The organism is Thalassolituus sp. ST750PaO-4 (assembly GCF_020320405.1).
Lineage (GTDB): Bacteria > Pseudomonadota > Gammaproteobacteria > Pseudomonadales > Oceanobacteraceae > Venatoribacter > Venatoribacter alkanivorans.
This window is the reverse complement of record NZ_JABVCB010000008.1, coordinates 452,796-476,205: the sequence shown is the minus strand read 5'-3', so window position 1 is coordinate 476,205 and position 23,410 is coordinate 452,796. Positions and strand designations below refer to the sequence as shown.

24 protein-coding genes are annotated in these 23,410 nt (G+C 54.0%); 9 read left to right on the top strand and 15 right to left on the bottom strand.

Annotated elements, in window-relative coordinates:
• Positions 1–11: 11 nt before the first annotated feature.
• From murG to mraZ, 10 genes are read right to left on the bottom strand one after another with little or no spacing between them, the layout of a single operon-like run.
• On the bottom strand, positions 12–1,094 hold the full coding sequence (murG, locus tag HUF18_RS11705) for an undecaprenyldiphospho-muramoylpentapeptide beta-N-acetylglucosaminyltransferase (protein WP_225692319.1): 1,083 nt from the start codon (positions 1,092–1,094) through the stop codon (positions 12–14).
• Positions 1,091–2,251 (bottom strand): putative lipid II flippase FtsW, encoded by a 1,161-nt coding sequence (gene ftsW, locus HUF18_RS11700; RefSeq protein ID WP_225692318.1) that lies wholly within the window; start codon positions 2,249–2,251, stop codon positions 1,091–1,093. Before ftsW ends, murG begins: the two co-directional genes overlap by 4 nt.
• Positions 2,248–3,621: a UDP-N-acetylmuramoyl-L-alanine--D-glutamate ligase gene (gene murD, locus HUF18_RS11695; protein WP_225692317.1), complete on the bottom strand. Its 1,374-nt coding sequence runs from the start codon at positions 3,619–3,621 to the stop codon at positions 2,248–2,250. The genes ftsW and murD overlap by 4 nt, the downstream gene beginning before the upstream one ends.
• Before the next feature lie 13 nt (positions 3,622–3,634).
• Positions 3,635–4,717 carry a phospho-N-acetylmuramoyl-pentapeptide-transferase gene (mraY, locus tag HUF18_RS11690; RefSeq protein WP_145469578.1) on the bottom strand — a complete coding sequence of 361 codons (1,083 nt, stop codon included), beginning with the start codon at positions 4,715–4,717 and terminating at the stop codon, positions 3,635–3,637.
• Positions 4,718–4,719: 2 nt separating this feature from the next.
• Positions 4,720–6,105 (bottom strand): UDP-N-acetylmuramoyl-tripeptide--D-alanyl-D-alanine ligase, encoded by a 1,386-nt coding sequence (locus HUF18_RS11685; RefSeq protein WP_225692316.1) that lies wholly within the window; start codon positions 6,103–6,105, stop codon positions 4,720–4,722.
• Positions 6,095–7,591: a UDP-N-acetylmuramoyl-L-alanyl-D-glutamate--2,6-diaminopimelate ligase gene (locus tag HUF18_RS11680; protein ID WP_225692315.1), complete on the bottom strand. Its 1,497-nt coding sequence runs from the start codon at positions 7,589–7,591 to the stop codon at positions 6,095–6,097. Before HUF18_RS11680 ends, HUF18_RS11685 begins: the two co-directional genes overlap by 11 nt.
• Positions 7,588–9,312 carry a peptidoglycan D,D-transpeptidase FtsI family protein gene (locus HUF18_RS11675; RefSeq protein WP_225692314.1) on the bottom strand — a complete coding sequence of 575 codons (1,725 nt, stop codon included), beginning with the start codon at positions 9,310–9,312 and terminating at the stop codon, positions 7,588–7,590. Before HUF18_RS11675 ends, HUF18_RS11680 begins: the two co-directional genes overlap by 4 nt.
• Positions 9,309–9,545 carry a cell division protein FtsL gene (gene ftsL / locus HUF18_RS11670; protein WP_145469582.1) on the bottom strand — a complete coding sequence of 79 codons (237 nt, stop codon included), beginning with the start codon at positions 9,543–9,545 and terminating at the stop codon, positions 9,309–9,311. The genes HUF18_RS11675 and ftsL overlap by 4 nt, the downstream gene beginning before the upstream one ends.
• Positions 9,546–9,559: 14 nt before the next feature.
• On the bottom strand, positions 9,560–10,495 hold the full coding sequence (gene rsmH / locus HUF18_RS11665) for a 16S rRNA (cytosine(1402)-N(4))-methyltransferase RsmH (protein WP_225692313.1): 936 nt from the start codon (positions 10,493–10,495) through the stop codon (positions 9,560–9,562).
• Positions 10,492–10,947, bottom strand: coding sequence for a division/cell wall cluster transcriptional repressor MraZ (mraZ, locus tag HUF18_RS11660; protein ID WP_145469584.1), 456 nt, complete (start codon positions 10,945–10,947; stop codon positions 10,492–10,494). The genes rsmH and mraZ overlap by 4 nt, the downstream gene beginning before the upstream one ends.
• A gap of 504 nt (positions 10,948–11,451) precedes the next feature.
• Here mraZ and efpL point away from each other — a divergent pair.
• From efpL to HUF18_RS11645, 3 genes are all read left to right on the top strand, one after another.
• Positions 11,452–12,018 (top strand): elongation factor P-like protein EfpL, encoded by a 567-nt coding sequence (gene efpL, locus HUF18_RS11655; RefSeq protein ID WP_145469585.1) that lies wholly within the window; start codon positions 11,452–11,454, stop codon positions 12,016–12,018.
• A 125-nt stretch (positions 12,019–12,143) separates the two neighbouring features.
• Positions 12,144–12,956 carry an ion transporter gene (locus tag HUF18_RS11650; protein ID WP_225692312.1) on the top strand — a complete coding sequence of 271 codons (813 nt, stop codon included), beginning with the start codon at positions 12,144–12,146 and terminating at the stop codon, positions 12,954–12,956.
• A 10-nt stretch (positions 12,957–12,966) separates the two neighbouring features.
• Positions 12,967–13,617 carry a DUF502 domain-containing protein gene (locus HUF18_RS11645; RefSeq protein WP_225692311.1) on the top strand — a complete coding sequence of 217 codons (651 nt, stop codon included), beginning with the start codon at positions 12,967–12,969 and terminating at the stop codon, positions 13,615–13,617.
• Here HUF18_RS11645 and HUF18_RS11640 read toward each other — a convergent pair whose 3' ends face one another.
• Positions 13,618–14,121 carry a hypothetical protein gene (locus HUF18_RS11640; RefSeq protein ID WP_225692310.1) on the bottom strand — a complete coding sequence of 168 codons (504 nt, stop codon included), beginning with the start codon at positions 14,119–14,121 and terminating at the stop codon, positions 13,618–13,620. It abuts the gene before it with no gap.
• Between the two features lie 111 nt (positions 14,122–14,232).
• Positions 14,233–15,552: an adenosylmethionine--8-amino-7-oxononanoate transaminase gene (bioA, locus tag HUF18_RS11635; RefSeq protein ID WP_225692309.1), complete on the bottom strand. Its 1,320-nt coding sequence runs from the start codon at positions 15,550–15,552 to the stop codon at positions 14,233–14,235.
• A 208-nt stretch (positions 15,553–15,760) separates the two neighbouring features.
• Here bioA and bioF point away from each other — a divergent pair, with 208 nt between their 5' ends.
• The 5 genes from bioF (at position 15,761) to HUF18_RS11610 (ending at position 20,469) form a co-directional block, all read left to right on the top strand.
• Positions 15,761–16,960: an 8-amino-7-oxononanoate synthase gene (gene bioF, locus HUF18_RS11630; RefSeq protein WP_225692308.1), complete on the top strand. Its 1,200-nt coding sequence runs from the start codon at positions 15,761–15,763 to the stop codon at positions 16,958–16,960.
• Entirely contained in the window at positions 16,957–17,757 is an 801-nt protein-coding gene (locus tag HUF18_RS11625) for an alpha/beta fold hydrolase (RefSeq protein WP_225692307.1), read from the top strand. Before bioF ends, HUF18_RS11625 begins: the two co-directional genes overlap by 4 nt.
• On the top strand, positions 17,754–18,584 hold the full coding sequence (locus HUF18_RS11620) for a methyltransferase domain-containing protein (RefSeq protein ID WP_225692306.1): 831 nt from the start codon (positions 17,754–17,756) through the stop codon (positions 18,582–18,584). Before HUF18_RS11625 ends, HUF18_RS11620 begins: the two co-directional genes overlap by 4 nt.
• Positions 18,585–18,601: 17 nt before the next feature.
• Complete coding sequence (gene bioD / locus HUF18_RS11615) at positions 18,602–19,321, top strand: dethiobiotin synthase (RefSeq protein WP_225692305.1); 720 nt, start codon at positions 18,602–18,604, stop codon at positions 19,319–19,321.
• Between the two features lie 98 nt (positions 19,322–19,419).
• Positions 19,420–20,469 (top strand): cyclic nucleotide-binding domain-containing protein, encoded by a 1,050-nt coding sequence (locus tag HUF18_RS11610; protein WP_145469592.1) that lies wholly within the window; start codon positions 19,420–19,422, stop codon positions 20,467–20,469.
• Positions 20,470–20,490: 21 nt separating this feature from the next.
• Here HUF18_RS11610 and HUF18_RS11605 read toward each other — a convergent pair whose 3' ends face one another.
• The 3 genes from HUF18_RS11605 to HUF18_RS11595 all read right to left on the bottom strand — a co-directional run bounded on the left by HUF18_RS11605 (position 20,491) and on the right by HUF18_RS11595 (position 22,366).
• Positions 20,491–21,372, bottom strand: coding sequence for a TIGR02285 family protein (locus HUF18_RS11605; protein WP_225692304.1), 882 nt, complete (start codon positions 21,370–21,372; stop codon positions 20,491–20,493).
• A 148-nt stretch (positions 21,373–21,520) separates the two neighbouring features.
• Positions 21,521–21,676: a hypothetical protein gene (locus HUF18_RS11600; protein ID WP_225692303.1), complete on the bottom strand. Its 156-nt coding sequence runs from the start codon at positions 21,674–21,676 to the stop codon at positions 21,521–21,523.
• Between the two features lie 87 nt (positions 21,677–21,763).
• Entirely contained in the window at positions 21,764–22,366 is a 603-nt protein-coding gene (locus tag HUF18_RS11595; protein WP_145469595.1) for a peroxiredoxin, read from the bottom strand.
• A gap of 194 nt (positions 22,367–22,560) precedes the next feature.
• Here HUF18_RS11595 and HUF18_RS11590 point away from each other — a divergent pair, with 194 nt between their 5' ends.
• Entirely contained in the window at positions 22,561–23,331 is a 771-nt protein-coding gene (locus tag HUF18_RS11590; protein WP_225692302.1) for a TonB C-terminal domain-containing protein, read from the top strand.
• The last annotated feature ends 79 nt before the right edge of the window (positions 23,332–23,410 follow it).

The window sequence follows — 23,410 nt, the reverse complement described above, 5'->3', positions numbered from 1 at the left end:
GTGTATTGGATTTATCTGTCACGGGCAAACCTCTTAATCTGTTCAGCAACCTGTGCGGTTGCATTGGTGATGGCCTGACTACGCGCCTTCTCAGCCATTTCCAGTAATAATATTCTGTGCTCAGAAAAGTACTGCCACTGAGCTGCAAGCCATTCCGCGGTTAATTCATTCTGCTGACAGATCAGACCCGCACCGGCTTTCGTCAGGTACTCTGCGTTTGCAGTCTGATGGTCATCCACCGCAAAAGGGAAAGGTACAAAAATCGCAGCACAGCCTGCGGCTGCAACTTCAGATACGGTCAGTGCACCGGCACGGCAAATCAGTAAATCGGCATTACCATAAGCGGCCGCCATATCATCAATAAAAGCAATAACCTCAGCCTGCACTCCGGCTTGCTCATAAGCAGACTGCATTTCTGCCAGATTACTTTTACCCACCTGATGACGTAACAGCAGGCGCTGATTTTCAGACAGCAATTGCATCGCCGCAAGCACCGTACGATTCAGCGCAGCAGCACCAAGACTGCCACCAACGACCAGCACTTTAAGAGGCTCATCGGCTTTCATCCGCTGCGATGGCGCGGGCAGATTCAGAACACTCTCTCGCACCGGATTTCCGGTAACCTGCGCACCTTCCAGAGCTCCCGGAAATGCCTGCATTACATGCTGACTGATGCGGCTTAATAAACGATTGGTCATACCAGCGAAAGCATTCTGCTCATGAATCAGCAGAGGCACAGCACTCAGGCGGGCAGCCACACCGCCCGGGCCTGTGGCATAACCACCAAAGCCTAAAGCCGCGACAGGTTTTATCTGTTTAATAATTTTCCGCGCCTGAAGAATTGCCTTAGCAATACGCAGCGGCGCAGTTAACAAACCCAGTTTGCCCTTACCACGCAGGCCACTGATATTAATGCAATGCAGCGGATAACCGTTGGCAGGCACCAGGTCTTTTTCAATACCGGATGCTGTGCCCAGCCAGTGAATGGTAAAACCTTCCTGTTTAAGTTGTTCAGCAACGGCCAGTGCCGGGAAAACATGCCCGCCAGTACCGCCTGCCATTAATAAAACATTACGCGAAGATGCCTGACTCATGCAGCACCTCTCGCAGCAGCGTTTTCGCTCTGATTAGCCTGATCATTTTCATGAGCAATACGCATCACAATACCAACCATAACGCAGCACACCAGCAAGCTGCTGCCACCATAACTGAAGAAAGGCAATGTCAGTCCTTTCGTTGGTAAAAGGCCAATATTCACACCCAGATTAATCACCACCTGCAGCCCTAACAACGAAGCAATACCAATGGCAACATAAGCACCATACAACTGCCCCTGCAGCTGGGCTTTCCATGACACCCACCAGATCTGGGCAATAACAACAGCCAATAATGTCAAAGCAGCTACACCACCAATCAGACCGGTTTCTTCCGCCCAGATGGCAAAAACAAAGTCCGTATGAGCTTCCGGCAGATAAAATAATTTCTGCACACTTTCACCCAGACCTACGCCAAACCAGTCTCCACGGCCAAAAGCAATCAGCGATTGAGTCAGCTGATAACCGGTGCCGTACACATGCTCTGGCGCCCAGGGGTCGAGATAAGCCATCAAACGCTCAACGCGGTAACTTTCGGAGGTCAGCACCACGACACTGATAATTAAGGTGGCGATCAACAGCAGGAAAAACTGCCCGGCTTTTACACCGCCTAAAAATAACTGAATCAGCACGGCCCCCATCAACACAACAACAGCGCCAAAATCCGGCTCCAGCAACAACAGGAAAACCATTCCGGCCAGAATACCCAGCGGTTTGAGGAAGCCAGACCACTGCTGCTGAACTTCATCCTGACGGCGAACCAGATAACCAGACACATAAAAAACCGCCGCTAATTTCGCCAGCTCTGATGCCTGAATTTTAATAATCCCCAGGTTCAGCCAGCGCTGACTACCGTTAACCTCGTGGCCGATTCCGGGCACAAACACCAGAATCAGACCCGCTACCGCCAACAGCAGAAACATCACATCAACCTTGCTCCACCAGCTCAGCGGAATCTGGCTGATGGTATAAACCACAGCAACGCCCAGCAGCAGGTAAACGGCATGACGCACAGCAAAATACGCGGCATTACCGGTATAAAATTCTGCGATTCCGGTTGAAGCCGATGCCACCATCAGCCAACCCAGGCACATCAGCGCCAGCCAGGGATAAAACATGCTCTGCCGGCTCTGCCAGAGGAAACGTTCTGAATTCATGACGCCACCCCACTGCTGATTTCTGTACTCACCAGCTGCGCAAAATATTCTCCGCGGGCGACATAGTTTTTAAACTGATCAAAACTGGCGCAAGCCGGAGACAATAAAATGACATCACCTGCAGCTGCTACAGAACAGGCACGGGTAAAAGCTTCGGCTAAAGTAACCTGCTGTGATACCGGACAAACGTTAGCAACGGCAGCCGCAATTATTCCCGCATCGGCACCGAAAGTAAGAACTTCTGCCGCAAATTGTTCACAGGCAGAAGCCAGTGGGCTGAAATCCTGTCCTTTACCCTCACCACCGGCCAGCAGCCAGATTTTTCCGTTAATTTCCGGCCCCAGACCATAAAGCGCCGCCAGAGTAGAACCGACGTTGGTACCTTTAGAATCGTTGTAAAAATCAACACCGGCTTTATTGCCCAGCCACTGACAACGATGATCCAGACCGGCGAATTCACGCAGCGCCGGTAATACGGCAGTAATATCTACCGACAGCAGTTTGATCAGTGCCAGCGCCGCCATTACGTTTGCCAGATTATGCTGACCTTTAATTTTCAGCTCGCTGGCAGCGATAATTTTTTCAGTACCGAACATGATCCAGCTTTCGCCGTCGATTCGCTCAAGGCCAAACTGACCAATATCTGCTTTATTCAGACCAAAACTCAGGCGTGGCATTTTATCGGAGACCAGCGGCTGACTGAGCGCATCGTCACGATTCACCACAACGCCACGACACTGCTGAAAAATGCGGTGCTTGGCCTGATGATAATCCGCCATGCCCTGATAACGGTCCATATGGTCTTCGCTCATATTGAGCACCACCGCAGCCGAGGCGGCCAGGTTTTCGGTGGTTTCCAGCTGAAAGCTCGACAGCTCCAAGACATAGATATCGGTTTCAGCATCGTTACGCAGCAGATCCAGCGCAGGAATACCAATATTACCGCCAACCGCAACACGCTTGCCGGCCGCTGCCAGTAATTCTCCCACCAGAGTAGTGACCGTGCTTTTACCATTGGAGCCGGTAATGGCAATTAATGGCTTGCTGCAGACATCGGCAAATAACTGAATATCACCGGCAATCCGAGCACCGGCCTGACGGGCTGCAGCAATGGCCGGATGAGAAACCGCAATGCCGGGGCTGACGATTAATTCGTCGTACTGGCTGAGGACAGCGGCCTGCAATTCACCGCTATAAATAGCCGACTGTGGAAACTCGCTGCGTACCGCATCCAGTCCCGGTGGCACATCGCGGCTGTCGCACAAATCAAACGCCCAGCCGCGGCTCTGGCAATAACGGGCAGCAGAGAGCCCGGTCATGCCAAGACCGACGATCAGTCGTTTGTAATCTGTGGAAATCAACTGCGACATAAATTCAGATTCCTCAGCGAATCTTCAGTGTGGCTAAACCGATCAGCACCAGAATAATGGTGATGATCCAGAAACGGACAATAACGCGCGGCTCCGGCCAGCCTTTTAATTCATAGTGATGATGCAACGGTGCCATGCGGAAAATACGCTTGCCGGTCATTTTGAATGAGGCAACCTGCAGGATCACCGATACGGTTTCCGCCACAAAAATACCGCCCATAATAAACAACACGATTTCCTGACGAACGATCACCGCAACCACACCCAGTGCTGCGCCCAGTGCCAGAGAGCCCACGTCGCCCATAAAAACCTGAGCCGGATAGGTGTTGAACCACAGAAAGCCAATACCGGCGCCGACGATTGCGGCACAGAAAATCACCAGTTCACCGGCACCGGCGATATAAGGAATATGCAGATAACTAGCAAAATTAACGTTACCGGCAAGGTACGCACAGATACCCAGAGCGCCACCGACCATCACGGTTGGCATAATCGCCAGACCATCCAGACCATCGGTCAGGTTGACGGCATTACTGGAGCCAACAATTACAAAGTAGGTCAACAGAATAAACAGCAGGCCTAACTGCGGCATAACATCTTTCAGGAAAGGAACCACCAATTGGGTTTCCTGCGGACTTTGCGCACTGTAGAAAAGATAAGCGGCGGCAATTAAGGCGAACACCGACTGCCAGAAATATTTCCAGCGCCCCGGTAAACCACGGGAGTTTTTCTCAACCACTTTACGGTAATCATCCACCCAGCCGATCGCACCAAAGACCAGAGTTACCAGCAGTACAACCCAGACAAACCGGTTTTCAAGATTACCCCACAGCAAAGTACTGACGGCAATCGACAGCAGAATCAGCACGCCGCCCATGGTCGGAGTACCGGCTTTGCTTAAATGGGATTTAGGACCTAATTCACGGATCGCCTGACCAATCTGGTATTCACGCAATTTGCGGATAACCACAGGCCCAAGGAGTAATGACACCATCAGGGCAGTAATCACCGCCAGAATAGCGCGCAGCGTTAAATAGTTAACGACCCCGAATCCGGAGTGGTACTGCGCTAACCAGTCTCCCAGCCATAGCAACATGATCAGTTTTCCTCTGTATTTTTCTGCAGCGCCTGAACCACCTGATCCATACCAGCGCTACGTGACCCTTTAACAAGAATGACATCCTGTTTAGTGGTCTGTTGTTGTAAATACCGCACCAATTCTTCTTTGGTTGCGAACCAGTGCGCTCCGGCGCCAAATGCTTCAACCGTTTTCCGGCTGCGCTCGCCCGTCGCCAATAAATGCTGAATTCCCTGCGTTTTGGCGTACAGACCAATATCCGCATGGGCAGCCAATTCGCCTTCACCAAGTTCGGCCATATCGCCCAATACCAGCCAGCTCTGTGCCGCGTGTTTTAACACGTCGATAGCTGCTTTGACTGACGCAGGGTTGGCGTTATAAGCGTCATTTAAAATCCGCTGACCGGCTTGCCCATCCAGCCAGTGCAAACGACCGGAAACCGTGGTTGCCTGTTGCAGACCCTGAATAATTTCCGCAGCACTCAGCCCAAGCGCATAAGCCGCGGCACTCACAGCCAGCGCATTACGCACATTGTGTTCACCCAGCAATGGCAGGCGAACTGCATATTCTTCACCGTCCAGATGCAGCACAAAATGACTGCCCTGAAGATCACAGCGCAAAGCACTGGCACGTACGTCCGCTGAGGCAGAAAATCCAAAACTGAGCAATTTAACCGCCGCTGCGCGCTCTGCCCATTCGGCATAAAACGCATCATCGGCATTTAATATGGCGCAGCCGCCTGGCTGAATAAAATCGAGCAACTCACCTTTGGTCTGCACAATTCCCTGCAGACTGCCAAAACCTTCAAGATGAGCTTCTGCGGCATTGGTAATAATGCCAACCTGAGGTTTAACCCACTGTGCGGTGTAAGCAATTTCACCGGCACCACTGGCACCCAGTTCAATGACGGCCGCCTCATGCTCAGGTTGTAATGCCAGCAGCGTCAGCGGCGCACCGATATGGTTATTCAGATTGCCCTGTGTCATCCAGGTGCGGTAGCGCTGTGCCAGTACACTACTCATTAATTGTTTCACACTGGTTTTACCGGCACTGCCGGTCACAGCAACCACCGGCCCGTGAAACTGACTGCGGTTCCAGCCGGCAATCTGCCCCAGCGCGATCAGGCAATCCGTTACCCGGATTAACGGCAGGCACTGTGTCAGGGCAGTATCCACATCCTGATCAATAAGCGCAGCAACCGCGCCCTGCTCTGCGGCCTGAGCAATAAAATGATGACCATTAAAACGTTCACCGCTTAATGGTACGTACAGATCACCGGCTTTAATGTTACGGCTGTCGGTGCTCACACCATGAATCATGTCATCATCAAGCGCAGCTGCCGTATTATTCTGCAGCTGTCCATGCACAATTTTAACTAACTGTGACAGCGACAAATTACTCAGCATGATGATCTCCGCTCAGTAACCGTCCGGCCTTGCGATAACCCGACTGAGTTAATACTGAGGCATCGCTGTAGGGTAATTTCACGCCCTGAACTTCCTGATAATTTTCATGGCCTTTGCCGGCAATCAGTACAATACCGGCAGCAGTTGTCATATCCAGCGCCTGTGTAATGGCACGGCTGCGATCATGTTCACAATAAAAATCGCCGGTATTCTCTGCGCTGAGTGCATCGGCAAAAATCTGCTGCGGATCTTCGCTGCGCGGATTGTCGTCTGTCAGCCAGACTACATCCGCATGCGCGGCAGCTACCTGAGCCATCAGCGCGCGCTTGCTGCGGTCACGATCACCACCACAGCCAAATACCGCAGTAATTTTTTTATTCCAGGGCTTAAGTGCCTGCAATACATTCAGCAAAGCATCCGGCGTATGGGCAAAATCGATAACCGCCAGCGGCGCATCATCTTTTACATACAACTCCATACGTCCGGCCACCGGCTCCAGTTTTTGTGCAGCCGCGAGCAGCTGCTTAAAATCAAATCCTTGCAAGGCCAGTGCAGCAATCGCAGCCGTTGCATTGGCCAGATTAAATTCACCGATTAATGGCAGGACCAATAAACCATTGCCCCAGGGAGTATCGAGCCAGGCCTGCATTCCACGGGCCTGCATCTGCACAGCGGAATACCGCACTGCAGCCTGCTCGCTTTGGCCATAGGTAATGACATTGGTATTTACTGCTGAATCAGCGGCCAGTCGGCAGCCATAATCGTCATCAATATTAATTAATGCCGCTTCAATATCATGACCAACGAATAACTGACGCTTTGCCGCAAAGTAATCGGCCATACTGCCATGATAATCCAGGTGATCCTGGGTGAGGTTGGTCAGCACGGCTACCCGAAAGTTCAATCCGGCCACACGCTGCTGCGCCAGACCATGGGATGAGACTTCCAGTGCGGCAAAATCAACACCGTTTTCCTGCATATTGTTCAGGTGACGTAAGATTACGGATAAATCGGCGGTTGTATTACGACTGGTCTGAAGGTCTGGCCATACACCATTACCTAAAGTCCCCAATACGCCGCAAGGTACTGAACAAAAACCAGCCAGCTGTGCCATATATTGCGTCACAGAACTTTTGCCGTTAGTACCGGTTACCGCTGTCAGTTTCATATCCGCAACGGATGCATAACGGCGATGAAGCCAGGTGGTTAACGAGGCTGGAATTTCATTATTAAAGAAGACAGGGACGGCAGGAAAATGTGGGCTCTGTTCACAACGGAAGCCCAACTCACCTTCTGCCAGCACCGCAACCGCACCCTGCTCAATAGCGGCAGCAATATGTTCTTCGCCATGACTCTTCAAACCGCGACGGGCAATAAATACATCGCCAGGCTGTACATCGCGGCTATCGACAGCAACCTGTGCGAATTCACGATCCCACTCCGGCGGAATAAATAATTCAGGAGTAACCATCTGACTTAATTTCATGCCGGACCTCCTGCCATCTGTAACGCCGGTACACTGCCGTCATCCGGAGCAACCTGACGCAGACGCAACGCCTGTTGCATAATGCGTGAGAATACCGGCGCTGCTACTTCACCACCGTAATATTCTTTGCCCTGAGGTGAGTCGATCACAACAACCAGCACCAGATCCGGGGAGGAAATCGGCGCTATTCCGGAAAATACCGCGGTGTATTCTGAATCTTCATAACCTTGCTGACCCACTTTATGCGCAGTACCGGTTTTACCGCCAACGCGGTAACCGGCAACCCGGGCACGACTGCCGGTTCCCTGTTTTGAGGTAACAGTTTCCAGCATATCCAGAACCTGACGGGCAACTTTCGCTGGCATTACCCGCTGACATTCCGTCTGTGGTTGATTATTCATTAATAAACGCACCGGATTACGGCAACCACCCTGAGTAAAACTGGTGTAAGCATGCGCCAGCTGCAAAGGCGAAACCGATAAACCATAGCCGTAAGAAACCGTCGCCAGACGCAGAGCATCCATTTGCTCCGGATAAGGCAGGCTGCCTACCGCTTCTCCGGGAAAACCCAGCACTGTTGCCTGGCCAATACCGGCTTTGCTGAAAAAACTCCAGATATTCTCTGCCCCCAGCTGGTGAGCCAGATAGGTAACTCCAACGTTGCTGGATTTGGTAATAACACCGGTAATATCCAGCACACCGTAATTGCGGTGATCGCGAATGGTTTTATTTTTTACCCGCACATAACCCGGCGCTGTATTAATTTCGGAACCTGGGAAATAACGTCCGGAGCTTAAAGCCGCAGCCACCGTAAAAGGTTTAATCGTAGAACCCGGCTCAATAAGATCGGCGATAGCCCGGTTACGCATGTTTTCCGCACGCAGGCTGGCGCGGTTATTCGGGTTATAAGACGGCTGATTAACCAGAGCCAGTACATCCCCGCTGCGCGCATCCACCAACACTGCACTGCCGGACTTAGCATTATGCTGGGAAACGGCTGCTTTTAATTCGCGGTACGCCAGATACTGCAGGCGCAGATCCAGCGTTAACGCCAAGTCACCGCCTGGCTTTGGCACCGCATTGACTTTTAATTGTTTAATCACATTGCCATACAGGTCTTTAACCACCTGGCGCGAACCTTCGCTGCCTTGCAGAAATTCATCAAAAGCCAGCTCCAGACCTTCCTGCCCATTACCGTCCACATCAACGATACCCACCGTATGTGCGGTCACTTCTGCTGCCGGATAGAAACGGCGGAAATCATCATCACCATAAATACCGGCGATACGGCGTTTTAATACCTGCTGTGCCAGCTCCGGCTGAACCTGACGCTTAATGTATAAAAAAGAGCGACCCTGAGAGGCCGCCCGTTCAACTTTGCGCACCAGTTCTCTGGTGCTCAGACCAAGATCCGTGGCGACAGCCGGTAATTGCTGAACATTAACCTGCTGCGGATTCAGCCACAGCGTTACCACCGGTGTACTGACTGCAAGTGGTTTGCCATAACGGTCGGTTATCATGCCGCGCATTGCCGGCTGAACTTCTTCACGCACCGTACGCTTTTCACCCTGCTCAAACAGGAAAGGCTGATCCACGGTATGCAGCATAACCAGACGCACCAGAACCGCAGCCAGCAGACAGCCAAACACCACCAGCACCAGCGTAAAACGCCAGCGGGTGATGCCGCTTAATGTTGTCTCTTGGTTCGGTTGCGCATTCATTGTGAAAGCACCTGCACCTTGCCTGGTTCTGTCATGTTTAATTGTTTACGCGCCTGCTGGTCGATCCGGCCATGCGCAGTTAATGTGCTTTTTTCCAGCAGCAAACGGGTATGTTCCTGCAGCAGCTGCGCCCGTAATGCATCTTCCTGTTGCCACACCTGCAGCAGTACGCGGTGCCAGTGCACAACCCCGACCTGAGCCAGAGCAGACATAAGCACCACAGCCCACAACACGGCAACTCCTGCTTTCACGCCAACCGCTCAGCAATGCGTAATACCGCACTGCGGGCGCGGGCATTAATCCGTATTTCATCGTTACCGGGCATAATCGCCTTACCCATTTTTTTCATGGTGCGGCCGAGCATGTCATCCGGCACCGGAATACCCGGAGGTAAATCACGGCCCTTTTCCTGTGCGCGGATAAAGCGCTTCACCATACGGTCTTCCAGCGAATGGAAACTGATGACTGCCAGGCGGCCATGTGGCAGCAGCAGATCAACGCTGTCGGCCAAAACCTTTTCCAGATCACCTAGCTCATTATTCACTGCAATACGGATTGCCTGAAAAGCACGGGTCGCCGGATGCTTATGTTTTTCCCAGGCCGGATTGGCTTCTTTAATTAACTCAGCCAGCTCGCGGGTACGGGTAATAGGCGCTTCAGCACGGGCCTTGATAATCGCGCGCGCCATACGTTTGGCGAAGCGCTCTTCTCCGTATTCTTTTAATACGCGGGCGATTTCTTCTTCGGAAGTCTGGGCACACCACTCAGCAGCGCTCAGACCAGCATCCGGATTCATACGCATATCCAGCGGGCCATCTTTCATAAAGCTGAAGCCGCGTTCGGCATCATCCAGCTGTGGCGAGGACACCCCCAGATCCAGCAGAATGCCGTTGATCTGGCCGATCCCCAGAGCATTAAGCTCGGCTTTCATATCAGCAAAACTGGCCTGCACAATCTGAAAGCGACTGTCTTCCTGCTCCAGCTCTTTACCGGTCTGAATGGCCAGCGGGTCTTTATCAAAACCAATCAGGCGACCTTCAGGTGCCAACTTACTCAGCAGCAGACGACTGTGACCGCCACGGCCAAAAGTTCCGTCCACATAAATACCCGCCGGATCATTCAGGCAGCCGTCGACCGTCTCCTGCAGCAGTACGGTGGTGTGAGCAAACTCACTCAGATTCATAACGACAGACTCTGTAGTTCTTCGGGTAATTGTTCGGGCTGACTGACCATATCCAGATACTCATCGCGGCGGTCTTCCCACAGCGACTTACTCCACAACTCCAGCTTCTTTCCCTGCCCCATCAGCACGCTTTCCTTTTCCAGCGAGGCATATTCGCGCAGCGGTTGCGGCAAAAGGATACGACCGGCGCTGTCCAGCTCCAGATCAGTCGCATGACCAATCAATAAGCGCTGAATGCGGCGGGCAACCGGGTTAAAGCTGGGCAGAGCCTCGATTTTGGCCTGAATCAGTTCCCATTCGTTTACGGGGTAAATCAGGAGGCAGCGTTCTTCAGTATCAATGGTGGCCACCAAACGGGCGCCACAGAGCTCCGCCAGCGTTTCCCGATATTTAGTCGGGATCGCCAGACGCCCTTTGGCATCCAGATTGATCGTGTGCAGCCCCCGGAACATACGTCCTTCCTGTTGGTTTGGGTGTGAATCCTCTGTCGGTGTAAGTAGTTACCAACCTCGTCAAAGTCCCACTATTACCCACTATTTTCCACTTTACGACACTATAGGAAGGCAAATAGCCTTTTGCAAGCCACTTCGGGGTGTGGATATCTGCATTTTTGCTTTATCTCACAAGGACTTAGAAAGCCTTAACGGCAAGGTGGGAAAATGTGGAGAGCAAATCTTAAACAGGACTGTGAGCCTGCATCACGAAGTTAAAGTAACTTCTGAGGTTAGTACTCACTTACATGAGGGTTTATATAATTTAGCTATAAGAAGTGACCACTAACTAATCATTAAAGACAGGCTCTGTGCAGCCGGGCCAATGATGGCGAAATCTGCGACGGGAAACCAGTGCAGAATTCTGCAGCCGTTGTGCAAAAAAATCTTCAGCCGGAATAATCAAGGCGGTAACATCGGCTCCCTTTACATCATCCTGCAAGCACTGCCACAAGGACCCCTTGCATGCCAAGAGCCAACGAACTGAAGAAAGGCGGCGTCGTCGAATTCAAGAATCAGACCTGCCTGATCAAAAACATCGAAGTGCAGAACCCGCATTCGCGCGGTGGTGCCACCCTGTACAAAATCCGCTTCCAGACCGTTCCCGGCCGGCAGAAGCTGGAAGAAAGTTTTAAAGGTGACGATCAGCTACAGGCCATTGAACTGCTGCGTCGCCAGATCGTGTTCTCTTACCGTGAAGAAGACACCTACTACTTTATGGACGAAGAAAGCTTCGACCAGTATCCGATTGATGCCGAAACCCTGGACACCGATGCGCTCTATATCAGCGAATCCCTGAAAGGCACAATGGGTCTGCTGGTCGATGGTCAGCTGATTGCCATTGAGCTGCCATCATCGGTAGAAATGACCGTAATCGAAACCAGCCCAGGCATTAAAGGCGGCAGCGCCAGTGCCCGTACCAAACCGGCCCGTTTTGCCACCGGTCTGGTTATTCAGGTGCCGGAATATCTGGAACAGGGTGAAACCGTCAAGATCAACACCGCTGAGAACCGTTTTATCTCCCGCGCCTGATTGATCTGGCAAATCTGAAGCTGGCGCAATGTATAGTTGCGTCAGCCTGTCTTGGCGAAGTCCGGCGGCTGTGACAGACTTCGCGTCGTCCTATCACCAGCCGTCATCCGACTTCAATCCAGACCATGAATATTCAGCAATTACAGGCCGCTTCGCAGGCCGTTCGTGATAACAAAGCCTTCGAACTCTTTGTTGTAGCCATCATTATTTTTTCTGCCCTTCTGATCGGTGCCAAAACCTACAGCATTCCCGACCCTTTGATGGTGGTGCTGAACTGGCTGGATACCGGCATTACGGTTATTTTCCTGATCGAAATCGTTATCCGCTTTCTCGCGGCACCGGATAAGAAACGCTTCTTCCATAATGGCTGGAACCTGTTTGATACCCTGGTCGTCGTTGTCAGTCTGATTCCGGTCGATCACAGCGATATGGCTCTTATTGGTCGTCTGGTGCGTATTTTCCGCGTGCTGCGGATGGTATCTATCATCCCGGAATTGCGTATGCTGCTGAACTCGCTGCTGCGCGCGTTGCCACAGCTGGGCTATGTCCTGCTGCTGATGTTTATTATTTATTATATTTACGCTGCTATCGGCACCACCTTTTTTGAACCCATCAATGATGTGCTGTGGGGGGATATTTCCATCTCCATGCTGACCCTGTTCCGGGTGATGACCTTTGAAGACTGGACCGATGTTATGTACGAAACCATGGCGGTCTACCCGCTGTCGTGGATTTTTTATCTGAGCTTTATTTTCCTCACCACCTTTGCCTTTCTTAATATGGTCATCGGTATTGTGGTAAACGTACTTGAAGATGAACATGCACAGGAAAAAGCCGAGCAGGATGCCGCCGACGGCAAAGCTACCCTTGACGATCTGGCGGCAGAAATCCGCGAACTGAAAGCCCTGCTGCAACAGCAGCAACCACCAAAGTCCTGACGGAGTTTTTATGAAACGCTATCTGCTGCAACCGCTGATCAAAGGCTCCATGGTGGTACTGCCGTTACTGATTACCATCTGGCTGTTATGGTCTGCGCTGATGTGGCTTAACGGTCTGGGCCTGAGCCTGCTCGCCAGCCTGCATATTCCCAGCATTTTTCCTGGTATGGGCCTGCTGCTGATGCTGCTGGCTTTGCTGTCAGTCGGATTATTATTTCAGTTCAACCCGGTCAGCTGGCTGTATCAGTATGTGGAAGATGCCCTGCTGCGTTTTCCGCTGGTAAAAACACTGTACGGCGCGGTTAAAGACTTTGCCGCCATGTTCGATCAGGAAAAACAGCACAATCAACAGGTCGTGCTGGTCGATATGCCCGGCGATGCACAATTGCTGGGCTTTATTACCGCCAGCAAAATTCCGCCGGCGGTGCAGAATGCCGGCGATAAGGAAGAACTGGTCGCGGTATACCTGCCCATGAGCTACATGGTTGGCGGCTATACCCTGTTTGTTCCACGCGCCCGCCTGACGATGCTCGACTGGTCGTTTGAAGATGCCATGCGCTTTGCATTAACTGCCGGAGTATCGCAAAGCCAGGCGCGCAAAATCAAAGAGCCGTTATGGCCTCTTAATGGTGACGATAAAAACAAAGATGCCTCTGAATAATCAATCGGCGGCAATGTCACACACCTGGCGCGTCAGCGCCAGGAAGGCTCCCAGCGCCAGCAATAAAAAGGCACAGGCAACCAGTATCGCCACCGGATAATACAGGTTACCGGCCAGATCGAGCTGGCTGTATTTAATAATCATAATCAGTGCTTCCAGCACCAGTGCGATACACACGGTGCCGACAAAACGGGTGATGGTGCGGCGGATATTCTGGAAAATATTTTCCCCGGCTTCTTCCGCCGCGTATTCTTTACCAACCCCCAACCCCAGCTCATACATTGCCAGCGCGATAACAAGCGTATTAATCGCCTTAATCACCAGCGTGACCATATCGCCATCACTATTGAATAATCCGTTAAAAAACGTCGAAAACGATAATCCCACCAACAATAAAGCCAGCAGATGAAATACACCGGAAAATAATAAAGCGACGCCGGTTTTGTATTGATGAAGCAAAGGCTGGGCAGTGTTTCCCGATGGAGTCAGTAACGAATTCAGCATAAGTCGGTCCCGTGACAGCGTTAAAAATACATCTGTCTGAGACTGCCTCATCCCTGCACGGTTCCTTCTTTTTTACAGCCGAAGCACAGCTGAAGTACAACTACAGTACAGCTACAGGGCCGCAAGCGCTGCCAGCATTCCAGAAGTTAAATGCGCAAGGTCGTTATCATCCATCACAAAAGGCGGCATCACATACAGCAGATTACCAAATGGCCGCACCCAGATACCGCGTTCCACACAGGCTGGCTGCAGTTGCGCCATGTTCACCGGCTGCTGCATTTCAATCACGCCAATAGCACCCAACACACGAACATCAGCAACTCCCGGTAACTGACGTGCCGGCATTAATCCCGACAGCAGTCCCTGCTCCAGACGCGCGACCTGCGCCGCCCAGTCGTTTTCCAACAGCAAATCGATACTTTCACAGGCCACCCGACAAGCCAGAGGGTTACCCATAAAAGTCGGGCCGTGCATAAAACAGCCAGCCTCACCAGCGCTGATGGTTTCCGCAACCTGTGAGGTAGTAAGCGTTGCAGCCAGTGTCATATAACCACCGGTCAGGGCTTTGCCAAGGCAGAGAATATCCGGTGTGATTCCGGCCCATTCACAGGCAAACAAACGTCCGGTGCGACCAAAACCAGTGGCAATTTCATCGGCAATCAGCAGCACGTCGTATTCATCACACAGGCGCCGCGCCTCGCGCAGGTACTGCGGGTGATAGAAGCGCATGCCTCCGGCCCCCTGCACCACCGGCTCAACAATCAGGGCGGCGATGTCGGCATGATGCTTTTGTAACACCTGCTCCAGTGCGCTGCAGTCGGCGGCATCCCAGTCGTCATAAAAACCCGTCCGCGGCGACGGAACAAAATATTGCTGCGGCAGAATACCGGCAAACAACTGGTGCATCCCACGGGTTGGATCACATACCGACATCGCCCCCAAAGTATCGCCGTGATAGCCGCGTTGCAGGGCCAGAATCTTATGTTTACCGCTAAGCCCGCGGGCCTGCTGATACTGCAGCGCCATTTTCAGCGCCACCTCCACCGCCACCGAGCCAGAATCCGCCAGAAACACCTTATCCAGCCCCGCTGGCGTCAGCGCCACCAGACGCCGTGCCAGCTCAATGGCCGGACTGTGCGTCAGACCGCCAAACATCACATGACTCATCTGCTCAGCCTGCTCCAGCAGAGCAGCATTCAGACGCGGATGGTTATAGCCGTGTACCGCACACCACCAGGAAGCCATGCCATCGATCAGCTCGCGGCCATCGGCCAGCTGCAGCCTGACGCCACGGGCCGCAACCACCGGCCACACCTGCGCCGGATCAGCCATTGAGCTGTAAGGATGCCAGAGGTGTTCACGGTCAAAAGCCAGATCGGGCTTCTGTCGCAGCATGGAAGAAGCTGGGTGAGAAACAGAGGAAAAATGCATAGCAACTCCTGACAGTGGAAGAGACCCAGGCCGAAGCAGGCCCGGCTCCGGACCGTTCCGCAGTAAACTTGTAAACCACTTTTAAATTGACTGGTTAACAATCAGCATTATGATCAGCCGCAACTCCCCTGTCGAGTCGGCAACAGAAACAGGCGAGCCGGCACAGCGACAGGCTTTAACCCATTCAGAAAAGGCACCCTCAGGCAGCATGAGCTGGAACCAGCGTATTCAACAGGCACTGCATGAACGCCAGCAACAGCAGCTGTGGCGCCAGCGCGCTCTGCTGGGCGGTGTGCAGCAGACACACACCCTGCGCAACGGCCAGCCGGTGCTGAACTTCTGCGCCAATGATTATCTTGGTCTGGCCGCCTGTGGTGCTGATGATCTGGCCCATGCCGCACAGCGCTGGGCGATGGGAAGTGGTGCTTCACATCTGGTGTGTGGCCACAGCAGCGCCCACCATGAGCTGGAGCAGGCACTGGCCGCGCACTGTGGCTATGAGCGGGCGCTGTTATTCTCAACCGGTTTTATGGCGAACCTCGGCACGATTGCCGCCCTCGCCGGACGTGGTGACGAAGTGCTGCAGGACAAGCTCAACCACGCTTCACTGCTGGATGGCGCCTTGCTCAGCCGCGCCAGACTCAGCCGTTACCGCCATGCCGATTACCACCATCTGCAACAGCTGCTGGACGTGCCGGCCAACGGCGAACGTCTGATCGTCAGCGACAGTATCTTCAGCATGGACGGCGATCTGGCCGACGTCCGCCGCCTGAGCGAACTGAGCAGCAAACACAACGCCCTGTTAATGATCGACGACGCCCACGGCTTTGGCGTACTGGGCAGCACAATCAGCACCCCCAACATCGAACCCGCTGCAGGCCAGGGAGTACGGGCCTATTTTGGCCTCAGTCCGCAACAGCTGCCGCTGTACGTCGGCACTCTGGGCAAAGCGCTGGGCGGTTTTGGTGCTTTTGTTGCCGGCAGTGCTGACCTTATCGATTACCTGGTCCAGTTTGCCCGGCCTTACATCTACACCACCGCGCTGCCACCAGCGCTGGCCGAAGCAATGCTGGCCAACCTGAAGCGTCTGCAGCAGGGCGACCGCCAGCAACAGTTGCAGGCCAATATCCGCTATTTCCGCCGTCAGGCCGCCAGTCTGGGTTTATCGCTTATGCCGTCAGAATCCGCCATTCAGCCGCTGCTGATCGGTGACAGCGGTAGCGCCCTGCGGCTATCTGAACAATTGCTGCAACGCGGGTTGTGGGTCAGTGCCATCCGTCCGCCCACAGTACCTGCCGGCAGCGCCCGCTTGCGCATAACCCTGAGTGCTGCACACCGTCAGAGCGATATCGACTTACTGTTAAACGCCCTCGCTGAATTGCTGCCGGTTCAGGAGGCCAGTGCATGAGCCAGCCTATCTCCCCATGGCGCCTGCTACGGACAGAAAGCCCCGGCCCCGACTGGTTCTGGCTGCCGGGCTGGAGTTTTACCCCGGAAGTCTTTGCCCCGCTCTATAACCAGCTGCCGGGTCAGCACTATGGCTTTGATTATTCCGCAACAGGGGTTGCAGACAACAGTGACTTCAACAGCTGCGCCCGGGCTCTGGTCAATCAGGCTCCCGCCAGTCCGCAACGTCCGGCGATCTGGGTTGGCTGGTCGCTGGGTGGTGCCCTGGCCTGCGCAGCGCTGTCTGTTTCTGCAGCGGCATCGGCAACGCAAAAAACGGGCAATATTACCCTGATCACACTGGCCACCAGTGCCACGTTCTGCCGTTTACAGGCGGAGGACGAGTTTGGTCTGGATGCCGACCTGCTGCAGCAGTTCAGCCAGAATATGCAGCAACAGCCGGAGAAAACCCGGCACCGCTTTCTCGCACTCTGCACTCAGGGCGCCGCTGACGCACGGCCACTCAGTCGCCTGCTTGCCAGCCACCAGCTGAGTGATCCGGCTACCCTGCTGCCGGGCCTCGACTGGCTGCGCAGCTATCGTCTTAACCCTGCAACCGGCAACCGCCTGCAGGTCAGGCAGGAACAACACTGGCTCGGCAGCCACGATGCGCTCAATGCCGGCGGACTCAACCCGGTGTATTACAGCCCCGGCCACAGTCATGCCTTTTTTCTCGAACCCGAGGGACAGGCCGCCCTGTTAACCCGGCTGCAGGTCTTATGCTGCCAGCTCAAACCGGCCAGCGGAGCACAGGGATGAACGCTGAATGTCTTTCTCTGCAAACGCCCGGCGACAGCACGATAACGCTGCAGCGTGATAAACGTCTGGTGGCACAGCAGTTCAGCCGTGCCGCCCACTCGTACGATCAGGCCGCAGGCATTCAGCTGCAGGTGCGCAATCAATTGCTCAGCCGTCTGCAACGCGTAAACGGGCCGCTGTTTGGTCACTGGCTGGATATTGGCTGTGGTACCGGCCAGACCCTGCCACGTCTGCACCAGCTGGGCGCACAACAGGTTTGCGGTATTGATCTGGCCAGCGGCATGATCAGCAGTGCCCGGCGCTTTGCCAGCCCGGCCATCGCCCTGTTACAGGCCGATGCCGACCAGATTCCTCTGGCCGATGCCAGTTGCGATGGGATGTTTTCCAGCCTGATGCTGCAATGGAGCGAGCAGCCGTACAGCACCCTGCGGGAATGGGTGCGGGTGCTGAAACCCGGCGGCACACTGGCTCTGGCAACGCTGCTGCCCGGTACTCAGCAGGAGCTGTTACAGGCCTGGCGCAGCATCGACGACAAGCCTCATGTAAACAATTTCATCAGCGCCGCTGACCTGCAGCAGGCACTGTTGCAGGCCGGATTGCGCAGCGTTAGCCGGCAGCAAAGTCTGTTGCAGGAACATTACGACTCACTCACCAGCCTGCTGCGCAACCTCAAAGCCATTGGCGCCACCAATGTGAATCCCGGCCGGAAAAGCGGCCTGGGCGGCCGCCGGGCATTGCTGCAGCTGGATAACGCTTATCCGCGTGACCGCAATGGCCTGCTGCCGCTGAGCTATCAGGTGCAGTGGCTGTTGCTGCGTAAAGAGTAAAATGGGAACAGAGCCAAATGACACAGCGCCTCTTTATTACCGGCACCGATACTGACGCCGGCAAAACCCTGATCAGCGCCGCCTATCTGCTGAAAGCACAACAGCAGGGTTTAACCTGCCTGGGTCTGAAACCCGTCGCCGCCGGTTGTGAACGTAAGCCGTCCTCTTATCTGAGGCGCAACAGCGATGCCCTGCTGCACCAGCAGTACAGCCAGCCGGCACAGGATTACAGCGTCCACAATCCCATCGCTCTACAGGCGGCGATTGCACCCCATATTGCCGCGCAACAGGAGCAGCGCACACTTACCGTGGACAGTCTGATGCAGGCCTGCCAGCCCGCCCTGCGTCAGCAGCCGGATCTGCTGTTATGCGAAGGCGCCGGTGGCTGGTTGGTACCATTAAATAACGCAGAAACCCTCGCCGATTTTGCCTGTGCACTGGGCGCCCCGGTGATTCTGGTGGTGGGAATGAAACTGGGCTGTATTAACCACGCACTGCTCAGTGCCCGCGCCATACAGCAATCCGGCTTAGCGCTGGCAGGCTGGGTGGCCAACCAGCTGCCACCGGGAATGACCGCGGCACAGGAAAATCTGCAATTCCTGCAACACTGGTTCAATCAGCAGAATGTTCCCTGCCTGGGGGTTATTCCGCCTATCAACGCTCTGAATTGCACAGATAAGCAACAATTACAGGCCGTTTCTGACTGTCTGCATTGGCCTCCGGGCCTGCAGTTGTGAATAACAGGCACAGCAAAAAACGGCAGGCTTCGTGATAGTGTGCAAAAATACATTCATCGTGTGTTATTTCATTCGTCATTGGTCAGGCCAGAAACACCATGGAAGATTCTATCAATCCATCTTCAGCAACCGCGCCGGATACGGCCCTTACGACAGAGCAGATTCAGCGCTTTATTCCCTTTGATGAGCTGTCTGCCCATGCTGTCAGCGAGCTGTTGCCGCATTTCCGTGCCTATTCGCTGGCCGATAAAAAGATTCTGTTCAAACGTGGTGAAGAAGACGACGAATGTCACTTTCTGCTTGAAGGAACGGTCGACCTGGCCGATGACCAGTTCCGTATTACCCAGATTAAAGGCGACGATGACGAAAACTTTCTCGCCCTGGATGCCAGCCATCCGATTCACCGCCATGCGGCCATTACCCAGTCGCCCTGCCAGTTGTTTGCTATCAAGCGTCAGTATCTGGAGCTGATCACCACATGGTCGGAATTACGTCAGGCCTATGATCAGGAAGAAGACTCTGAACACGACTGGCTGGAAAGCCTGCTCACTTCCGATCTGTTTAACCGTGTACCACCGGCCAATATCCAGAAGCTGCTGGCCCGCTTTAACGAACGCGAAGTGTCACTCGGTGAAGAAATCATCCGTGAGGGTGAAGAAGGCCATGAGTGCTATGTGATCAAAAGCGGCAAGGCCATTGTCAGCCGTAAAGTAAATAACAAACAGGAAACCCTCGCCGCTCTTGGCAGCGGAGATCTGTTTGGTGAAGACGCACTGGTCAGTAATCTGCCGCGTAATGCCAGCATTACCATGAGCAGTAACGGTGTGTTGATGGTATTAACCAAAGAAGACTTCGACACCCTGCTGAAAACTCCGGTGGTTGAATACGTCAGCGAAAGCCAGCTCAGCGCCCTGATCGATGAAGGCGATACAGGTACCGTCGTGCTCGATGTACGCCTGCCACAGGAGGTCGCGGCCAGCCCGATTCACCGTGCGACAACCATACCACTGGCACAGCTGCGTACCCGTCTGAATGAATTATCCAAAGCCTTTGTGTATGTGGTTACCGGCGAAGGCCGGGCAGAAGCCGCGGCCTATATCCTCACCGAAGCCGGTTATCAGGCGCGGGTGCTGAAGCGCAGTGAATAGCGCAGCGCCTGCCAGACCGGTTCAGGGTCTGGTTACTGGTGCAATCATCTCTTCATAAGCTTTCATATAACGCGGCAGCGTATTGCGGTCGAGCCATACCGCCATACGCTGACGGTTGGTTTCGGTATTTTTCTGCTCAGCGACCCAGCGGTTTACCGCCGCCACCACGGTTTCTCCCCAGGGCGTTTTCGGGCAGGCCATGGCCCCCTTGGCAAACTGCGGCAGCTCTTTGATCGACAGTGCCACCAGCTCATGCTCTTCCGGTGACTGAATCGTGTCGACCATATAACGGTTAATCCAGGGGTATTCGATAATGTAATCAATACGCCCCGACTGCAGCATACGGTACAGACTCAGCGGCCCATGCAGGCTGGAGAGTACCGTAGCACGCTGATACACATCGCCGGCACTCAGCAGATTATCGAGAAACACATAATAGGAACGGTCAGCCACCAGCCCCAGGCGCATATTGGTACGCGCCAGCATATCTGCTGCTGCAATGGTCATCTGCGGCGCAAACAGCGCCTGATAATCATCCAGCCGCACCATAAAGGCCAATGATGGAAACAACGCCGGAGAATCACTGAACAGGGTGTACTTTGCCCGCTCCGGAGTATACAGCGCCGCCGGATGGCAGATATTTTCCCCTGCACGGATCAGCTGCCAGGCCCGGGCCGGGGTCATCTCTTCCCGTACATGGCGATACTGCGGCATCGCCGCGATGACCAGATCCAGATAAGTATCGGCGATGCCCTTGCCTGCCATTGGCCCCTCGCTGATATGCAGTGGCGGATATGGCATCACAATCCAGCGCAACAGCGGACGATCATCTGCTACAGGCGTTTCCTGCGCCAGGCAGGACAGAGCCATCACAAACATCCCCATAGCCAACAGCCAACGCATATCAGCCCCCATCCTCCGATAATAAGAACTTAAGCGTAGACCAGCCATATCGTCTGAGGACAGGAAGGTACTTCAGGGTATTGGTCATAGATGGCCCGAAGGGTGCCCGCCACGGATGGCGGGCATCAAAGCGCAGCAGGAGCAAAGCTTAACGCGCTTCAGCGCGGCCCGAAGGGTGCTCGCCACGGATGGCGGGCATAGCATCAACGCCGGGAGCGTTGATCAACATTGCGTAGCAATAGCCCGCAGGGTGGCGGCCATGGATGGCGGGCATAGCATCAACGCCGGGAGCGTTGATCAACATTGCGTAGCAATGGCCCGCAGGGTGGCGACCATGGATGGCCGCCATAAAAAAACCCGCACAAGGCGGGTTTTTTCAGAAGGGCAAAACTTACAGTTTGCCGGCTTCTTCTGCCAGGTACTTGGCAACACCTTCAGGAGATGCGTCCATACCTTTGTCGCCTTTGTTCCAGCCAGCCGGGCAAACTTCGCCGTGCGCTTCGTGGAATTGCAGAGCTTCAACCAAACGCACCAGCTCATCGATGTTACGGCCCAGTGGCAGGTCGTTGATGTTGGCAGCACGTACCACACCTTCTTTATCGATCAGGAAAGCACCACGCAGCGCAACGCCACCGGCAGTTTCTACGTCGTATGCTTTACAGATACCGTGGTCAACGTCAGCCGCCATGGTGTACTTAACTTCGCCGATACCACCTTTGGCAACCGGCGTGTTACGCCATGCGTTGTGGGTGAAGTGAGAGTCGATAGACACAGAAATCACTTCCACGCCCAGTTCTTCGAACTTGGCCATACGGTGATCCAGAGCGATCAGCTCAGATGGGCACACGAAGGTGAAATCCAGTGGATAGAAGAACACCAGAGCGTATTTGCCTTTGGTTGCTTCTGCGAAGTTGTATGAATCAACGATGGTACCGTTGCCCAGTACAGCCGGAACGGTAAAGTCAGGTGCTTTTTTACCTACCAGTACGCTCATGTTTCTTACTCCCTGTGAGTTCTGAAATTTATCGGTATTATCCGGACAACACCTGCGGCGCAGCCGGAGCATAAAGAGCTGGTATCATACAACGCGCTCCCGGCTAAGCATACCGCCGCCGCCAGAGAATCAGGGCGATGATTAATTTTGCCAATCATAGCCATAGCAATTGTCTATAACACGGGTAAGTGATTGTGGCAGAAGGGTTTTTCAGCAAACTCCCGGCACCGAAGCGGAGACACTACCAGCGCTTGCTGCTGGCTGTGGCTATCTCGTTGTTGCTGCATGCCCTGCTGCTGTCGGCGCCCTTCTCTGTACGGCTGACACCGGCCCAGACCCAACCCGTAATTAATGCCGAACTGCGCCAGCCAGAGGTTAGCGCCCGGACCTTACTGGATGAAGCGCCAGCTAAAGTGCCGAAAGCTCAGGTTCAGGCAGTCCCGACTCAGGAAGTGGCTCAAAGCCAAAGCGAAACTGTTAAACCAAACGCAGCTGTTAAACACAACGCAGTTCCGGAGCAGATTCAGAAGCAGCCTCAGGCAAAAACAGAAGCCGCCAAACAACAGCCCCAAAAGCCAATACCTGAGTCGAAATCCGCACCACGACCAAGGCAGCAGTCGAGCGCACAGACAGCGCAGCAGCCCACTCAAAAACAAGCCGGACTGGTCACTGAGAAAGAAGATTTATCAGCCGATCCGCTGGAGCGCAGTTACCAACAGAAACTGCTCGCGCATCTGCGGGAACGGGTAATCGCCCCGGCACAATTTACCGGCAGTGTAAGGCTGGAACTGACCTTAAGTTACCGTCAGGTGGCCACCAACGTGCGGGTTATCCGCTCCAGCGGTGACCCGCTGATGGATGACTGGGCGGTAAAAGCCGCACTGAGTGCCAACCCGTACCCCAGAGTGCCGGATGAATTACCAGCGTCGTATACCTTCCGCCCGACCATCCGCACCCTGCAATAACGCAGCGGTATGCCCTGAACACAGCCCATAAAAAATGGCCGCATAGGCGGCCATTTTTCTGCGGATAATGCAGATAAAA

What these genes read in the sequence shown, in the direction of transcription:
- HUF18_RS11675 (WP_225692314.1), bottom strand. Translation starts at nt 9,312, where the DNA reads ATGAATGCGCAACCGAACCAAGAGACAACATTAAGCGGCATCACCCGC.
- mraZ (WP_145469584.1), bottom strand. Translation starts at nt 10,947, where the DNA reads ATGTTCCGGGGGCTGCACACGATCAATCTGGATGCCAAAGGGCGTCTG.
- efpL (WP_145469585.1), top strand. Translation starts at nt 11,452, where the DNA reads ATGCCAAGAGCCAACGAACTGAAGAAAGGCGGCGTCGTCGAATTCAAG.
- HUF18_RS11610 (WP_145469592.1), top strand. Translation starts at nt 19,420, where the DNA reads ATGGAAGATTCTATCAATCCATCTTCAGCAACCGCGCCGGATACGGCC.
- rsmH (WP_225692313.1), bottom strand. Translation starts at nt 10,495, where the DNA reads ATGAATCTGAGTGAGTTTGCTCACACCACCGTACTGCTGCAGGAGACG.
- HUF18_RS11645 (WP_225692311.1), top strand. Translation starts at nt 12,967, where the DNA reads ATGAAACGCTATCTGCTGCAACCGCTGATCAAAGGCTCCATGGTGGTA.
- HUF18_RS11605 (WP_225692304.1), bottom strand. Translation starts at nt 21,372, where the DNA reads ATGCGTTGGCTGTTGGCTATGGGGATGTTTGTGATGGCTCTGTCCTGC.
- HUF18_RS11620 (WP_225692306.1), top strand. Translation starts at nt 17,754, where the DNA reads ATGAACGCTGAATGTCTTTCTCTGCAAACGCCCGGCGACAGCACGATA.
- HUF18_RS11640 (WP_225692310.1), bottom strand. Translation starts at nt 14,121, where the DNA reads ATGCTGAATTCGTTACTGACTCCATCGGGAAACACTGCCCAGCCTTTG.
- HUF18_RS11595 (WP_145469595.1), bottom strand. Translation starts at nt 22,366, where the DNA reads ATGAGCGTACTGGTAGGTAAAAAAGCACCTGACTTTACCGTTCCGGCT.
- ftsW (WP_225692318.1), bottom strand. Translation starts at nt 2,251, where the DNA reads ATGAATTCAGAACGTTTCCTCTGGCAGAGCCGGCAGAGCATGTTTTAT.
- bioD (WP_225692305.1), top strand. Translation starts at nt 18,602, where the DNA reads ATGACACAGCGCCTCTTTATTACCGGCACCGATACTGACGCCGGCAAA.
- HUF18_RS11625 (WP_225692307.1), top strand. Translation starts at nt 16,957, where the DNA reads ATGAGCCAGCCTATCTCCCCATGGCGCCTGCTACGGACAGAAAGCCCC.
- mraY (WP_145469578.1), bottom strand. Translation starts at nt 4,717, where the DNA reads ATGTTGCTATGGCTGGGAGACTGGTTAGCGCAGTACCACTCCGGATTC.
- HUF18_RS11680 (WP_225692315.1), bottom strand. Translation starts at nt 7,591, where the DNA reads ATGAAATTAAGTCAGATGGTTACTCCTGAATTATTTATTCCGCCGGAG.
- HUF18_RS11650 (WP_225692312.1), top strand. Translation starts at nt 12,144, where the DNA reads ATGAATATTCAGCAATTACAGGCCGCTTCGCAGGCCGTTCGTGATAAC.
- murD (WP_225692317.1), bottom strand. Translation starts at nt 3,621, where the DNA reads ATGTCGCAGTTGATTTCCACAGATTACAAACGACTGATCGTCGGTCTT.
- HUF18_RS11600 (WP_225692303.1), bottom strand. Translation starts at nt 21,676, where the DNA reads ATGTTGATCAACGCTCCCGGCGTTGATGCTATGCCCGCCATCCATGGC.
- murG (WP_225692319.1), bottom strand. Translation starts at nt 1,094, where the DNA reads ATGAGTCAGGCATCTTCGCGTAATGTTTTATTAATGGCAGGCGGTACT.
- HUF18_RS11685 (WP_225692316.1), bottom strand. Translation starts at nt 6,105, where the DNA reads ATGCTGAGTAATTTGTCGCTGTCACAGTTAGTTAAAATTGTGCATGGA.
- bioA (WP_225692309.1), bottom strand. Translation starts at nt 15,552, where the DNA reads ATGCATTTTTCCTCTGTTTCTCACCCAGCTTCTTCCATGCTGCGACAG.
- bioF (WP_225692308.1), top strand. Translation starts at nt 15,761, where the DNA reads ATGAGCTGGAACCAGCGTATTCAACAGGCACTGCATGAACGCCAGCAA.